General features: G+C 69.1%; 10 protein-coding genes and 3 pseudogenes. 8 read left to right on the plus strand and 5 right to left on the minus strand.

The window, feature by feature from the left end:
* Positions 1–377: 377 nt before the first annotated feature.
* On the minus strand, positions 378–749 hold the full coding sequence (locus tag NBG84_RS32930) for a cupin domain-containing protein (protein WP_250923353.1): 372 nt from the start codon (positions 747–749) through the stop codon (positions 378–380).
* Between the two features lie 668 nt (positions 750–1,417).
* On the minus strand, positions 1,418–2,296 hold the full coding sequence (locus tag NBG84_RS32935) for an alpha/beta fold hydrolase (protein ID WP_250923354.1): 879 nt from the start codon (positions 2,294–2,296) through the stop codon (positions 1,418–1,420).
* A gap of 111 nt (positions 2,297–2,407) precedes the next feature.
* Between NBG84_RS32935 and NBG84_RS32940 the strand changes: the two genes are divergently transcribed.
* The 6 genes and pseudogenes from NBG84_RS32940 to NBG84_RS41660 all read left to right on the plus strand — a co-directional run.
* The gene (locus NBG84_RS32940; RefSeq protein ID WP_250923355.1) at positions 2,408–4,345 is read left to right on the plus strand and encodes an AfsR/SARP family transcriptional regulator; all 1,938 of its coding nucleotides are present in this window, start codon (positions 2,408–2,410) and stop codon (positions 4,343–4,345) included.
* Between the two features lie 818 nt (positions 4,346–5,163).
* Entirely contained in the window at positions 5,164–5,835 is a 672-nt protein-coding gene (locus NBG84_RS32945) for an adenylate kinase (protein WP_250923356.1), read from the plus strand.
* Between the two features lie 71 nt (positions 5,836–5,906).
* Positions 5,907–6,776, plus strand: coding sequence for an IS5 family transposase (locus NBG84_RS32950; RefSeq protein ID WP_250923357.1), 870 nt, complete (start codon positions 5,907–5,909; stop codon positions 6,774–6,776).
* Between the two features lie 73 nt (positions 6,777–6,849).
* A pseudogene (locus NBG84_RS32955) lies at positions 6,850–7,180 on the plus strand (hypothetical protein).
* A 267-nt stretch (positions 7,181–7,447) separates the two neighbouring features.
* The gene (locus tag NBG84_RS32960) at positions 7,448–8,770 is read left to right on the plus strand and encodes a TerD family protein (protein WP_250923358.1); all 1,323 of its coding nucleotides are present in this window, start codon (positions 7,448–7,450) and stop codon (positions 8,768–8,770) included.
* A 156-nt stretch (positions 8,771–8,926) separates the two neighbouring features.
* A pseudogene (locus NBG84_RS41660) lies at positions 8,927–9,247 on the plus strand (transposase); the annotation flags it as partial.
* Between the two features lie 57 nt (positions 9,248–9,304).
* Here the strand turns inward: NBG84_RS41660 and NBG84_RS41665 are convergent.
* Positions 9,305–9,574: pseudogene (locus NBG84_RS41665) on the minus strand (Stk1 family PASTA domain-containing Ser/Thr kinase); the annotation flags it as partial.
* 503 nt (positions 9,575–10,077) lie between these two features.
* Between NBG84_RS41665 and NBG84_RS32970 the strand changes: the two are divergent.
* Positions 10,078–10,608, plus strand: coding sequence for a hypothetical protein (locus tag NBG84_RS32970; RefSeq protein ID WP_250923360.1), 531 nt, complete (start codon positions 10,078–10,080; stop codon positions 10,606–10,608).
* A gap of 221 nt (positions 10,609–10,829) precedes the next feature.
* Here the strand turns inward: NBG84_RS32970 and NBG84_RS41670 are convergent, their stop codons facing one another.
* On the minus strand, positions 10,830–11,201 hold the full coding sequence (locus tag NBG84_RS41670; protein ID WP_425608740.1) for a helix-turn-helix domain-containing protein: 372 nt from the start codon (positions 11,199–11,201) through the stop codon (positions 10,830–10,832).
* Positions 11,202–11,472: 271 nt separating this feature from the next.
* Positions 11,473–11,655, minus strand: a complete 183-nt coding sequence (locus NBG84_RS32975; RefSeq protein ID WP_250923361.1) for a transposase — start codon at positions 11,653–11,655, stop codon at positions 11,473–11,475.
* A 120-nt stretch (positions 11,656–11,775) separates the two neighbouring features.
* Here NBG84_RS32975 and NBG84_RS32980 point away from each other — a divergent pair, with 120 nt between their 5' ends.
* Complete coding sequence (locus NBG84_RS32980; protein ID WP_250923362.1) at positions 11,776–12,189, plus strand: hypothetical protein; 414 nt, start codon at positions 11,776–11,778, stop codon at positions 12,187–12,189.
* Positions 12,190–12,244: the final 55 nt, after the last annotated feature.

A 12,244-nucleotide genomic window follows, 5' to 3' on the forward strand; every position in this document is an offset into this window, starting at 1 on the left:
CATCCAACCGGCCCTGGCCCCAGCGGGGGCAAGAACCCGGTAGACCAACACGGTCAGAGCACTAGTGGTTACGCGTCGGGTATTCGAACTGTCCGTTGCGACATGAGGTCGCTTGTGTTGAGTGAAGACGTTGAAGGAGGTTCGAGTGAGGTCGAAGACGTAATCCGGGCCACATCAGACGGAGAGCGTTGGGATGGCCGCCCATGACCGTGGGCCAGAGCCTCCGGCCGCGGTGTCCCGGCCCCTTCCACCCGATGCCATGACTGTAGTGGGCACAGGTGGCGCCTACCGCCTGCCGGTTGTGCCATTGCGCTCCCGGGGCCTGAGCCGTGTCATCCCGGCACCATGCCTGCCCCGCACTCGTCGTGTGCGGGTTCTTACGGGGACGCCGGCTTCGCGTAGTCGCCGTATCCGGTCCAGTCCACCGCCACGCAGGGTCCCTCTCCCAGTACCCAGGCGTCATGTCCGGGCGCGATCTGGATGAAGTCGCCTGGGCCGGCCTCGGAACTCTCGCCATCGTCCATGACGATCTTGATATGTCCGCTCACCACGTACCCGGTATGGGCCTCCTGACAGCTGGCGGTCCCAGCCAGCGGCTTGATGTGTTCCGACCAACGCCAGCCAGGCTCGAAGATCGCCCGGCCGACCGGTCCGCCATCCGTTTCGAGCAGATCCAGCCTGCCCTTTCCGTCCTCGAACCGTCTTGTCTCATCGGCGGAATCAAAACTCCGGATCACCAGTCCAGCCATGACAAACCGCCTCCCGGCGGGAACGGCCCCGAGTCCATGTCCAGTTTAGATCGGTGTGAGAAGCTGTGCGATGGACTCGGTCGCGGGCCGACCGGGAGGCTCACCAGCTCGGCAGGGTGGGCAACAGGAGTCCCGGGCTTCCGCGAGGAGCTGGAGGCCAGCGGGCTGACCAGCTCATCCGAGATCCGCTCCCGGCTCCCGCCGCTGGTCCATGAACATCAATTTCCATGGCCGGTACCCGATCGTCCGCTCCCCCGCGACGGCTCACTGCGCCCGCTGCGCGACCCGGCCGCGACCGACGAGTAGTCCCGGCGGCAGTCGGCCCGGCGTCCCACGAGGGAGGGGCGGAGCCAGGGGCCCGGGATCGGGAGCATCGGGCGGCGACCTGTGGATACTTCTGCACGACGAAGGGCCGTGTCCCCCGCTTCCGGCTGGGGGAGACGGCCCGGCGCCTCACGCTGTCGACATCGTGAGTACCGTCGCGCTCGCCGCTGCGGCCTTCGCCTTCTCTTCCTCCTCCTTGTCCCCGGTGGGGCATGGTCAGGGAGCGTCCACACCCGGGACTGGACCTGTTCCTGGCCTATCGCAGCGTCCGCGACCGGTCCATCGCCGAAAACTGGGCGTTCGCCGACCGGTCGTGGTCGGCCGGCGAGTCGGGAGTAGGAGGCTCAGCGGCCCAGCAGGTCCTGGATCGCCGCGGTGATCTCCTCGGGTGCCTCCTCGGCCATGAAGTGCCCCGCTCGGGTCAGCCGGTGGTCCAGGTCCGGCGCCCACGCCTTCCACACTCCGGCAGCGTCGTAGCCCAGCCGCGCGCCCCAGTCCTGCTGGACGACCGTCACGGGCATGGCCAGCTGCGACCCGGCGTCCAGGTCTGCTTGGTCGTGCGTGATGTCGATGCCCGCCGAGGCCCGGCAGTCCGCAACGATCGATGTCGCCGCCGCGGCGCTCGCCCTCAGGTACTCGGCACGCACGTCCTCCGGCATGGCGGTCGGGTCGTTGGCCCAGGTGTCGAGGAACGAACCGAAGAACGCGTCCGCGCTGTTGGCGATCATCGTCTCCGGCAGGCCTGGCGGCTGCGCCATGAGAAAGAGGTGGTAGGCGACCGCCGCCGAGGCGCCGTGCAGGACGTTCCACATGTCGAGCGTCGGCACGATGTCGAGGATGCCCAGGTGCGCGATGGTCTCAGGGTGGTCCAACGCCGCGCGGAAGGCGACCAGGGCGCCCCGGTCGTGGCCGACGAGAGCAAAGCGTTTGTGGCCGAGGGCCGCCGCCATGGCCACGATGTCGGCGGCCATGGTGCGCTTGGCGTATGCATCGGGGTCTGTGGCCGTCGGCTTGTCGCTGGCGCCGTAGCCCCGCAGGTCAGGACAGATCACCGTGTGCTCGCGGGCGAGCCGCTCGGCGACGTGTCGCCACATCAGGTGGGTCTGGGGGAATCCGTGCAGCAGGACGACCGGGCTGCCACTGCCGCCGACAGCGGCAGCAAGCTCCACACCGTCCGCACCGGGCAGGCGGATGTGGTCGAAACCGGAAATGGTAAGCGTCATGAACGACCGTTCTTTCGGGTGGGGGACTGACCGGATCAGCGTGGGCGACGGCGATCAGCAACCGATCAGTACGATTGAGCGCATCCGACCTCTGGCACAGAGGATGGGGGCATGCGAATCGACGTGCTCGGTGCCGTGCGGGCCTTCGGCGACGATGGCAGCCCGGTTGACCTGGGCGGCCCCCGCCATCGCGAGGTACTGGCCCGGCTTGTCGCAGCCGAGGGACGGATGGTCACCACCGACAGCCTTGTCGACGATCTGTGGCCCGATCCGCCAGCCCGCGCCGTGGGTGCTTTGCGTACGTTCGTCGCCGCGCTGCGGCGCGCCCTCGAACCCGAGCGGCCGCCCCGCAACCCTCCGCGCGTACTCGTCACCGAAGGTCCCGGCTACGCGCTGCGCCTGACGCGTGAGGACGTAGACGTCTGTCGGTTCCAGGACACCCTGGCCCGAGCCCGACGCAATCCCGACGCGGTGACCGATCTCAGCACGGTACTCGCGGACTGGCGTGGACCCGCCTACGCCGATGTGACCGGCTCCGCGTGGGCACAGCGCGAGCGGACCCGACTGGAGGAGCTGCGGTTGCAGGGGACAGAACTACGTGCCCGCATCCTCCTTGACTCCGGGGAAGGGGCCGATCTTGTCGCCGAACTGGGTGCCCACGTCGCCGAACATCCGTGGCGCGAGCCGGCTTGGGGACTGCTGGCCCGCGCGCTCCACCGCGCGGGCCGCCAGGCCGACGCGCTGGCCACTCTCCGCCGCGCTCGCGCGATGCTCGTTGATCAACTCGGGCTCGACCCTGGTGCCGACCTCCAGCGCCTGGAGAAGGACATCCTCAAGGGGGACGTGCCCCCCGAAGGCGCACGTACCGCGTGGACCGGCCATGGTGTCAGTCTCGGCCCGCGCACCACCGTGGATCTGGCCCGCACCCTCGCACTGGCGGGTGGAGACGCCCTCGTCCACTCGCGGCGCGACCGCCTCGCCGCCATCCAGGCGGCGGAACGCACAGGGGACCTCTCCCTGACCGCCCGGATCATCGGCGCCTACGACGTGCCCGCCATCTGGAGCCGGGCCGACGACCCCGAGCAGTCCCGCGCTGTCGTCGCGGCTGCCGAGCGCACCCTCAGCGCGCTCGGCTCCGACGGCCCCGCCGACCTGCCCGCCCGCCTGCTGGCCACGGTCGCCGTCGAGAGCCGCAGCGCCGATCTGTCCAGGACCGAGCTGAAGCGCGCGCAACAGGCGGCACGGCAGGCCGAGGCGCTGGCCCGGAACCGAGCCGATCCCGCCCTCCTGGCGTTCGCCCTCAACGGGGTGTTCCTGCAATCTTTCACCCGCCCCGGGCTCGCGGCGGAACGGGACCGGATCGGCGCCGAGATCCTCGACCTGGCGACCCGGCACGAGCTGCCGAACTTCGCGGTACTCGGCCGACTCATCCGCCTGCAATCCGCCTCGGCCCTCGGCGACCTCGACGCCGCAACCTCGCACGCCAACGCAGCCGAACAGCTCGCCGCCACCTCCGAGGCGCCCCTCGTCTCCGTCCTCACCAGGTGGTTCCAGGCACGGGCTATCGCCGCCCGTAGCACCGAACCCGGCGGACCGACCGCTGCCACGGCCGCAGCGCACTACCGCGCTGCCGAGGCCGCCCTCCAGACGGCCGGAATGCCGGGGCTGCACCGTGGCCTGTTCCCGCTCGCCCTCCTAGGGCTGCGCCTACTGCACGACCGGCCCGCGCCCACCAACCCGCACCTCGACTGGGGCCCGTACCGATCCTGGGCGCGACCCCTCGTGCTCCTCGCCCAGGACCGGGGAGAGGAGGCCCGTGCCGCCCTCGCCGCACTGCCCGAACCACCGCGTGACCACATGCAGGAGGCACTGTGGTGCCTGACCGCCCGCGCCGCCGTACGCCTCGGCGAGCGCCAGATCGCGGCCCGCGCCGATGCCGCCCTGCGCGATGCCCGTGCCGAACACGCCGGCGCCGCCAGCGGGATGCTGACCCTTGGCCCAGTGGCGCGCTACCTGGCTGAGGCGCAGGCATGCGCGCGAGCGGGGTAGGCGGCCGTAGTACGCGAGCCCCGAGCCCGTGGGCACCCGCCCCAGGCCACGGTGTGATCAGTCGCCAGGGCGTTCAGAGGGCATCTACCGCCGACCGCCAGGCGGCTGGGGATGGAGGTCTCGGCGTCGCAGTCGGCGCGTGCCTGGTCACGCGGACATGGCCTGCTCCTCGACCGCGCACCCCCTTCGGGCGACCGTGGCAGTTGTTCGGCTACTTGGTTCCCGCTCCAGAACGGACGAGCAGGACGAGTTCCTCAAGAGCGGACGACCTGCAGTGCGGTGGTTCGAACCCGAGGGCGGACCGGAGATGCATCACGCACTCACCGAACAGACACGGCTGATCTGGGCTGCATTGCGATCCGCAACGCGCCGGCCGTGATCGAGGCGCCCGGCCGACGGTCGCCGCACTTCCGGAAATAGGTGAACGGCCTCGACTGGTGAACTGATGAAGACGCCCAGCGACCAAAGGCCGCCAGGCCGATGATCTGCAGCTAGAACGGCGCGGGTCCTGACCGAGGATGGAGACCGTGGCAGTCCCGACCCGCGATACGGTAAAGCACCTGGTCTCCGGCTTCCGTCTGAGCCGACAGCAGGGACCGGATGGGTGGGACCACGCCTAGGCCGTGTTTTAGAAGTTGCTGGTGCGCTGGGTGGGCCGTTCGGGGAAAAGGCGAAGGGTCACGCTGGGGGGGTATCCCCCGATCCGATCTTGGGGTACGCCGGATCGCGCCCCGGTGGGGACAGGCACTAGCGTTCCGTCACGGCTGCGAGTCCCGCGAACGATCCCGGGCAACGCATGACGAAGGGGTACCTCATCAATGCGCATCCTCCTGATCGGGCCGCCCGGGGCCGGCAAGGGCACGCAGGCAGTGCGCCTTGCCGCGTATCTGTCGATCCAGCACATTTCCACCGGTGACCTGTTTCGCGAGCACATCGACCGGGGCACTGACCTTGGCCAGAACGCCCACACGCACATACACGCCGGCCTTCTTGTACCGGACGAGGTCACGATCGGGGTGATCAAAGAGCGCCTTGCCCGTCCGGACACCGAGCGCGGATTCCTGCTGGACGGCTTCCCCCGCAATCTTGCCCAGGCGCAGGCGCTGGACGGCATCCTGGCCGACTCGGAATCGAGGCTGGATGCCGTGCTCGACCTGGAGATTCCCGAGGTCCAGGTGGTCAGACGGATCGCTGGACGACGTTTGTGCCGTCAGCACCGCGAACACATCTTTCACGTCGACTACAGCGCGCCTGAAGTGGCAGGAGTCTGCGACTTCTGCGGCGGTGAGCTGTACCAGCGCGAAGACGACCGCGAGGCAACCGTTCGTAAGCGACTGGAGGTCTACCGCACCGAGACGGCGCCGGTCGTCGACCACTACCAGGCCCTGGTGACCACGATCTCGGCCCACGGCCAAGTCCAGGAGGTCCTGGACCGCGCGCTGGACGCAATCGGCCAAGGCCAGGCTGACGCCGCCGGTACGTCGAGCTGACGCCCCCTCCGCAGTGAACGTGCGGGCTGCCGTCTTTGAGATCGCCGCCCTCGTGCCGTGATGATCTCGGTGTGGGACGAGGGGATCTTTCAGATGACCAATGGGCGGTGCTGGGACCGTTGTTGCCGGTCGCGGCGGTGGGCAGGCCGTCGCTCGGTCGGCGGCGGTTGATCGACGGGATCCGTTGGCGGGTGCGGACTGGTGCTCCGTGGCGGGATCTGCCACCCGAGTACGGTCCATGGCAGACGATCTACGGGCTCTTCCGGCGCTGGCAGCGCGATGGTGTCTGGTCGGCCATCCTGACCGGGCTGCAGGCCCGGGCGGATGCCGCCGGTTTGATCACTTGGGACGTGAACGTCGACTCCACGATCTGCCGGGCCCATCAGCACGCTGCCGGTGCCCGGCGGGACAGCCGAGCCCAGAAGGAACCACCGGGCGGCAATCGGGCCGAACCCGACGACCACGGCCTGGGCCGGTCCCGCGGTGGCTGGACCACGAAGATTCACCTGGCCTGCGAGCAAGGGCAGAAGCCGTTATCGCTGCTGGTCACAGCAGGTCAGCGGGGAGATAGCCCGCAGTTCACAACGGTGCTGGAAGCCATCCGGGTTCCCCGTCTCGGGCTGGGCCGACCGCGGGTTCGTCCGTCGCGGGTGCGGGGCGACAAGGCGTACTCATCGCGCGCGAACCGTGAGTATCTGCGTCGGCGCGGGATTCTCTGCACGATCCCGGAACCTGCCGATCAGGCTGGCCACCGCAAACGCCGGGGAACGGCGGGCGGGCGGCCTCCCGCCTTCGACCGCGAGGACTACAAGGCCCGGCACGCCGTCGAGTGCGGCATCAACCGCCTGAAACGGAACCGGGGGGTGGCCACCCGGTTCGACAAGCTCGCGGTCCGCTTCGAGGCGACCATCCTCATAGCCGCGATCAACGAATGGCTGTGACCTGCCGGAAGTGTCAGCCACGCATGTCATTCTGGCCGCGATCAGGTCAGCAGGTTGAGGGGAGACAAGGCCGATGGGACCTGCGTACTACCGAGCCGAGAGTGAGTGCGGCGACCACATCGAGGACCCGTCCGAAGGCGCGCTGTTCATGCTGATCGACGACCTCAACAGCTCGGACAACACCTTCGTCGTCATCCAGCCCGACGAAGACGACCCAGTCTGGTTCACCTCAGTCGCGGTCCTGGACGAAAGCGGCTACGAGGTCGTCCGACACGACACCACGCGCCGCAAACACGACGTCGTCACCGAGACCCAGCATCGACCAGATCGCCCGCGACCTCACGATCTGGATGGCCGCCCGCGACTTTCCCGGACGGCCCACCCAGCACACCAGCAACTTCTAAACACGGCCTAGGCGGGTCAGCACGCTCGCCCCCAGGAACTGCTGGCCGGGGTTCTCCACGGTGCGTGCCATTGGGGGTCGCTGGTGTCGCGTAGGTGCTCGCTGTCCGTGGCGAGGGTTTCGACCTCCTCGGCGAGCTGGGGGTGGTAAGGACCCAGCCCTCCCAGCCCTTCCCCGTGCCCCGTGATTCGACCACCGGGCTGCCCCCGACTGCCGCAACGTGCCAATGTGGCAATGTGGCCGGAAACGACTGCTGGGGAGATCGGTCATGACAGAACTGACGAAGGGCGCGAACACGCCGGTCGGCGCGGAGCGGATCACGGTCGAACTGCGACGCTCGGGCGGGCCCGTGGACCTCACCGCCCTGCTGATCGGCGCGGACGGCAAGGTCGGGTCGGACGCCGACATGGTGTTCTTCAACCAGCCGAGCGCCGGGGCCGGTTCGGTCCGGCACACGGTGGCGACCTCAGGCGGGCCGGAGCGGATCACCGTCGACCCCGCCGCCCTCGCCGCCTCCGTACACCGGGTGGTGCTGGTCGGGAGCTGCGATCCGGACGACCCGGGCCGCACCTTCGCGGAGGTGACGGAACTGGCGGTACGGGCGGTTCCGGAGGGCGGGGAGCCGGTGCTGTTCCCGGTGCCGCCGATGACGGACGGCGAACGGGCCGCCGTGCTGCTGGAGATATACCGAAGGGGGCCGGGCTGGCGGATACGGGCGGTGGGGCAGGGGTACCGGGAGGGGCTGGCGGGCGTGGCGACGGACTTCGGCGTCGAGGTCGCCGAGGAACCACCGCCCGCGCCGGCCCCCGTACCCGCGCCCGTATCGGCCCCGGTACCCGTACCGGCCGCCGCCCCCGCCATGAGTCTGGTCAAGCCGCCGCTGGGCCGGATCAGTCTGGACAAGGGCGCGCGTGCCGCGATCAGCATGGACAAGCAGGACCGCGAGTTGGCCATCGAGGCCGCCCTCGAATGGGACGGTGGCGACGAGAACAGGCGCAAGCGCGGCGCGGACCTCGACCTCTACGCACTCTTCGTACCGGCATCCCGCGCGGTGCGCGGTGTGAAAACGGCCGGAACGCTCGTCAAGTCCGGCCACACTCCCCAGGGCGAGGCCGTCCGCCCGGAGAACGGCGAGGTCTCCGGCCAACAGCCGACCGGCGCGGTGGACCGGGCGAACGTCGTCTACTACAAGAACCTCGGCTCGCTGCGGGAGAAGCCCTATATCCAACTCGACGGCGACTCCAAGGTCCCCGGCCGGGAGGCGATCCGGATATCCCGCCCCGATGAACAGGGCTACATCCTGCTCTGCGCGTACTCGGCCGTCAGCAACGGCTTCGGATCGTTCCGCAGCTTCGGCGCCAGGGCGGTGATCAGCGACGGCCGGGGCTCCACGGTCACCGTCCCGCTCTTCGAGAACACCAAGACCCGCTACTGGGTCGCCCTCGCCCTGCTCGACTTCACCACGGACGACGGTGCGGCGGTGCGGCATATCGAGTCGTACAGCGGCCGGATGAACGAACGGCGCCCCCTGCTCCACATCGACGGCACGATCGAGATGAACGCGGGACCGGTCGAGTTCAAACGCCCCTAGTACTCCCGCAGGATTTCGCTGTCTGACCTGTGGGTTTCGCTCGGCGGGGCGGATTGTAGCGGCCTGTGGGGTGGTTGGGGGCGGTCTCACGGAGGCCGCCCCTTGAACGTGTGGCGACGCCGTTGGTAGTGACAGTGTCCGGGGAAGCCTCCTTGTGTGATCACCGAGCGTGCTGCCGAGCAGTGGGACCTGGGGCTGGACGATCTCTTCGTGACCATCGGCCACCGTTTCCGCCGTGTCGAGCTCCGCCGTCGATTGCGTGAGTACGTGCGTGGCCTGCTCGCCCCGGTCGCTCGCAAGAACAGCTGGCAGTTGGCCGAGCGGGCGGGCCACTCCACTCCCGACGGTCCGCAGCACCTGCTGGCCGGAGCGAAGTGGGAAGCCGACGACATACGCGACGACCTGCAGGAATACGTCGCCACCAAGCTGGGCGAGGAGGGCGGCGCACTCATCATCGACGACACCGGGTTCGTCGGGTCCGCTGATCATGACGTTCGAGGGTTTGGTGTCACGGTGGACCACGGCCTGTTCGCGGCTGTACTCCAGCGAGTCAAGGATGTCGGCCGTGATGGGTACCGCCTGTTCGACGGTCAGCCGTGTGTCGTGTGCGATCTGATCGAGCGTCAGACCTTCTCCGTGCTCCATGACGATGAAGGGAATGCGGGGCTCCTGGGTGGAGCCCTCTTCCACGTCGTGGAGGACCGCTATGCCCGGGTGGCTGAGCTGGGCCGCCGTGCGGGCCTCCCGCCAGAAACGGGCGGTGAACTGGGCGTCCTGGAGAAGTTCGGGCGGGAGGGTCTTCACCGCGACCTAGCGCCCGAGTTCGCGGTCCAGGGCCCGGTGCACCACCCCCATCCCGCCCTGCCCCAGAGTCCCCTGCACTTCATACCGCCCCGCCAGCACCCGCATTCCGTCGTGTCCCCGCTCCGTCGGCCGCTCCGGACCGGTGGTGATCCGGCCGATGCCACAGTGTGTGGCTCCCGTTCACCGCGTGTCCGGACTTCCACGGAAAACGGAGTCCGGTCCGGACGGCGGATCCGGTCCCGGCCCTCGGGGGCATCGCGTCCGGCTGCCGTCGTGGCGGCCCGGCGGTCCCGCCCCTCCTGGCCGGCGGGGGTCACGGCGACCACCTGTTTCCGCCGTGCGCGAGGGGCCGGCCGCGTGGCCGTCACGCCCAACCCCGTTTCACGTAGGGACGGATGGCCGCACCGCAGACCTGCCAGGAACCGGAACAGGCTTGAGCCGACAGCGGTGCGGCAGAGTACCTTCACCTCTGTCGCAACAGGGGTTCCAGGTGAGGGGCGGATATGACGATGACACGCGGGCGGGGGCGCCTTCTCGGGGTGCTGGTCCTTGCGGCGGTTCTTCTTGCCACGGGTGCGGGCGTGGCGAAGGACCGGATCCTCGGATCCATTGATGGCGCGTTCCTCAATGTCGTCGACGACTGCGAGGGCACGGAGGCGTTCATTCGGGAGATCGAATCGCTGAGTGTCCTTGTGGCGCCCGCGCCCGGTACGCGTCCGGCGCCGGGGTACGACAGCGCGGAAGCCGGGTGCCTGGACGACAGCGGAGACGAGTACCTGGAGGCCTCCCTGCGATACGAGGTCACCGCCGACAAGCAGGCCGTTTCCGCCCACTACCGCGCACTGGCTGAGAAGGACGGCTGGAAGCAGGGAGAGCCGTCCTACGGGACCGAAGACAGTGCCGACCCGGCGGATCTCTGCTTCCACAAGAAGGTTCCGAGCGGTCCCGTCGTCCTCAGCGTCTACTTCGACACGGAGAAGAATGTCGACGTCAGCGTCGTGTCCCTCCTCGACGGCACGTCCAACACGTGCTGAGCGCACACAGTCAGGGAGCGCACGACAAGGACGCCCGGGCAGGTTGCCGGTCCATGACCCGGCAGGGCCAGGGGAACCCGCGAGGTGCCGCACCCATCACCGGTCGCCTCCTGCCAGGCAGTTGGTGACTCTCACCCGCGGTCGATTCCCGCACGCGGGAGGTCCGTCCGAGGGCCTCGCCTTACGGTGTCGGTTCCGGCATGCCGCGGGGAGGCCATCCGTCACCGGCTCAGGGGACGGACTCGACGCTTTCCCTGTGTTCCTCGCCCCATTCGCCGAGGGGTGCGAGCGCGGTGCTGAAAGAGTGACCGAACCCGGTCGGCGAGCACTCCACCTTCCGCGGTGACTGTCACCGGGCTGGGTTCGACGGGCGAACGCCGGCCGAGGCGTTTCATATCCGGAGCCTTCGCCGCCGCCTGGTCCACGACGGTGGTGCGGTGCCGGCGCCGCAGACGAACTCCCTCGAGCCCGATGGACCGCATGATCCTCGCGACCCGCTTGTGGTTGACCGCCGGGCCGCCCTCGTCGCTGAGCTCGGCGGTGATCGTGGGGGCTCCGCAAGTGCCGTCGGAGTCCTGGTGGACCTTGCGCATCCGGGCGCCGGCCCGGCCTGGACGGGCTGCCGGGCCGTTCGTGCTGCCGCGGTGCGGCACCGGTAGTAGGAGCGGGAGAGGCCGAGGATGTCGCAGGGCGGCTTCACGCCGTGGCGGCGATGGTGATCGTTAACGAACCGGCAGCGGTTCACCAGCGCGCCTCCGTCGCGAAATTACGGGCCGCCTTGCGGAGGATGTCGCGCTCTTCCTCCAGCTCGCGGATCCTCTTCCGAGCCGCGGCTGGCTCCGCCTGAACGTCGTCACCGCCGGCCTACGCGGCGGTCGGCTGCGTCGGGTGGGCACCGGGCCCGCGCCCGTCGGCGGCCCGAATCCAGTTCCGCAGCGTCTCGGTGTTCACCCCGAGATCAGCGGCGACCGACTTCACCGTCGCTCCCGGCCTTGACCGGTCCAACGCGACCGCGCCCGCCTTGAACTCGGCCGGGTAGTGCTTCATCCCCACGGGTACTCCGTTCTCCTGGACCATCAAGATCCGAGTGCCTCCGGTGTACAAATACCGAGGTCAAGGCCCAATGCCGGGTAGCTAGCACATTTCCGCTGGTGGCAGGGGGGATTCGTGGCTTCTTGGGCTGCTGTAGATGGCTGGTCCGGTCTTGTCGATGAGTCCGTGTGCGGCCCATCTGTCGAGTTGCCGATACATCGTGCTGAGGGTGATGTCACCGAGTTGGCGGGCGAGGTCACGGGTGTGCCAGTGGCGGTCTGGGACAGTGTGAAGGAGGTCCAGGACGCGCTGTCGGCGTCGGTCGGTGGGTGGTGTGTGCCGCTCGTCGTGGGAGACGGCGGGCAGGTCGGGCTCGGGTTCAAGGACGGTGACGTCAAGACCGGTGACCGGGAGGCTGGTGTCGGGACGGCCGTCGACCTGGCGTTCGGCGTACCGGGAGACCGCCGAACTTGCCTTTCGGGCGCTGATGCGGGCACGCCGGTGCGGGAGGAGTCCTGCCAGGACACGGTGCCGATGACACTAGTGTGATGCGCCAGAGATCCTGATGGTTAGTTACTACCCTGTCGCCATGTCGCATCCGGGC

The sequence above is a fragment of the Streptomyces albipurpureus genome, from assembly GCF_023701525.1.
Taxonomy (GTDB): Bacteria; Actinomycetota; Actinomycetes; order Streptomycetales; family Streptomycetaceae; genus Streptomyces; species Streptomyces albipurpureus.